The sequence below is a fragment of the Erythrobacter donghaensis genome, assembly GCF_001557325.1.
Lineage (GTDB): Bacteria > Pseudomonadota > Alphaproteobacteria > Sphingomonadales > Sphingomonadaceae > Erythrobacter > Erythrobacter donghaensis_B.
In genome coordinates this window covers 1-324 of sequence record NZ_LSJS01000118.1, presented here as the reverse complement: position 1 = coordinate 324, position 324 = coordinate 1, and the positions used below count along the sequence as shown (strand labels likewise).

Below are 324 nucleotides of genomic sequence, written 5' to 3'. Positions count from 1 at the left end.
TGCGGGCCGAGCTTACGACATCGGCCAGCTCGAAGAACTTGCGCCTCGCATGGGCGAAGCAGCCTGCCTCGAGCACGGGGCCGGGGTCGCGTCCTTCGCGATAGAGGTCGTTGTAGCCGCTATAGGCATCGGCCTGCAGGATACCGGACCAGCCTGCGAGATGGGCTTGCGGGTGCTCTCCGCGCCGATCGCGCGAGTAGTGGAACAGGACTGCCGGTGGATCGGTCCCGGCGAACGGACGATCATCGCGGACATAGACCCATAATCGGGCCACATCGGTCTTGCCCTTGGCCATGACCGGCACGGTGGTATCGTCGCCGTGGA

1 protein-coding gene is annotated in these 324 nt (G+C 65.4%); it reads right to left on the bottom strand.

The features are described 5' to 3' along the window. Positions 1–324 (bottom strand): IS66 family transposase (locus AX692_RS06380; RefSeq protein WP_155646274.1); only part of this gene is annotated, 324 nt, incomplete at both ends.